The organism is Xanthomonas sp. SHU 199, from assembly GCF_000364665.1.
In the GTDB taxonomy this organism is placed as follows: Bacteria; Pseudomonadota; Gammaproteobacteria; order Xanthomonadales; family Xanthomonadaceae; genus Xanthomonas_A; species Xanthomonas_A sontii.
In genome coordinates, this window is record NZ_AQOI01000211.1 from 1 (window position 1) to 1,190 (window position 1,190).

The window sequence follows — 1,190 nt, forward strand, 5'->3', positions numbered from 1 at the left end:
GCCAGCGCCGGCACCGTGCAGCAGGCGCAGGCCGTGCTGGCGCCGGCCTCCGGCAGCCTGGTCAGCGGCAAGCTGTCGCTGGTCGCCGCCCCCGGTGGCGTGCGCATCACCGGCACCCTGGGCGGCCTGCAGCCCAACCGCAGCTTTGCCTTCCATGTGCATGAGCGCGGCGACTGCAGCGCGGCCGACGCCAGCAGCGCCGGCGGTCACTTCAACCCGCTCGGTGCCCCGCACGGCCGCGCCGGCAACGGCCCGCACCATGCCGGCGACATGGACAACCTCAACGCCAATGCCGACGGCACCGCGCAGATCGACGTGCTGCTGCACGGCGTGGTGCTCGGCGGCGGCGCGGCCAACGATATCGTCGGCCGCGCGCTGGTCGCGCATGCCGATCCGGACGACTACCGCAGCCAGCCGGCCGGCAATGCCGGCGCGCGCGTGGCCTGCGGCGTGATCCGTCCGCTGCGCTGACCTCGCATCGCTACTTCCGCCCGGGTCCGCCTGGGAGGTCCGTCCGCATTCCGCGGCTCTGCAACGAAGGAGAACCCCCGTGCGTCGTACCCTTCCCAGTCTGCTGTTCCTGGCCACCACCCTGGCGCTGAGCGCCTGCAAGCGCGAAGAACCCGCCTCCACCCCGGCGGCGACCCCCGAACCCGCCGCCGCCCCGGCCGCGAGCGCACCGCCGGCCGCCAGCAACGCCACCGGCAGCGCCAGCGCCGCGCTCAGCCCGACCCAGGGCAACGAAGTGGCCGGCGAGGTCAAGTTCACCACCGTCGACGGCGCCGTGCATGTCACCGGCACCATCACCGGGCTCAAGCCCAACAGCGAGCACGGCTTCCACATCCACGAGTTCGGCGATTGCAGCGCGCCGGACGGCAGCAGCGCCGGCGGCCACTTCAACCCGGCCAAGACCGAGCACGGCCAGGTCGGCAGCGATCCGCACCACGGCGGCGACATGCCCAATCTCAAGGCCGACGCCGAGGGCAAGGCGACCATCGATGCGGCGGTGTCCAACAACGTCAACATCGGCAAGGGCGACGGCTTCGACATCCTCAACCACGCGGTGATCGTCCACGCCGACCCGGACGACTACAAGAGCCAGCCCACCGGCAACGCCGGCGGCCGCCTGGCCTGTGGCGTGATCAAGGGCGACGCGGCGGCTGCGCCGGCTGCGGCCGGTAGCCACTAAG

2 protein-coding genes are annotated in these 1,190 nt (G+C 72.8%); both read left to right on the forward strand.

Annotated features, from left to right (window positions below):
• On the forward strand, positions 1 to 471 hold a 471-nt coding region (locus D183_RS0108590; protein WP_017908645.1), incomplete at its 5' end, for a superoxide dismutase family protein.
• A gap of 79 nt (positions 472 to 550) precedes the next feature.
• Positions 551 to 1,189: a superoxide dismutase family protein gene (locus D183_RS0108595; RefSeq protein ID WP_017908646.1), complete on the forward strand. Its 639-nt coding sequence runs from the start codon at positions 551 to 553 to the stop codon at positions 1,187 to 1,189.
• Position 1,190: the final 1 nt, after the last annotated feature.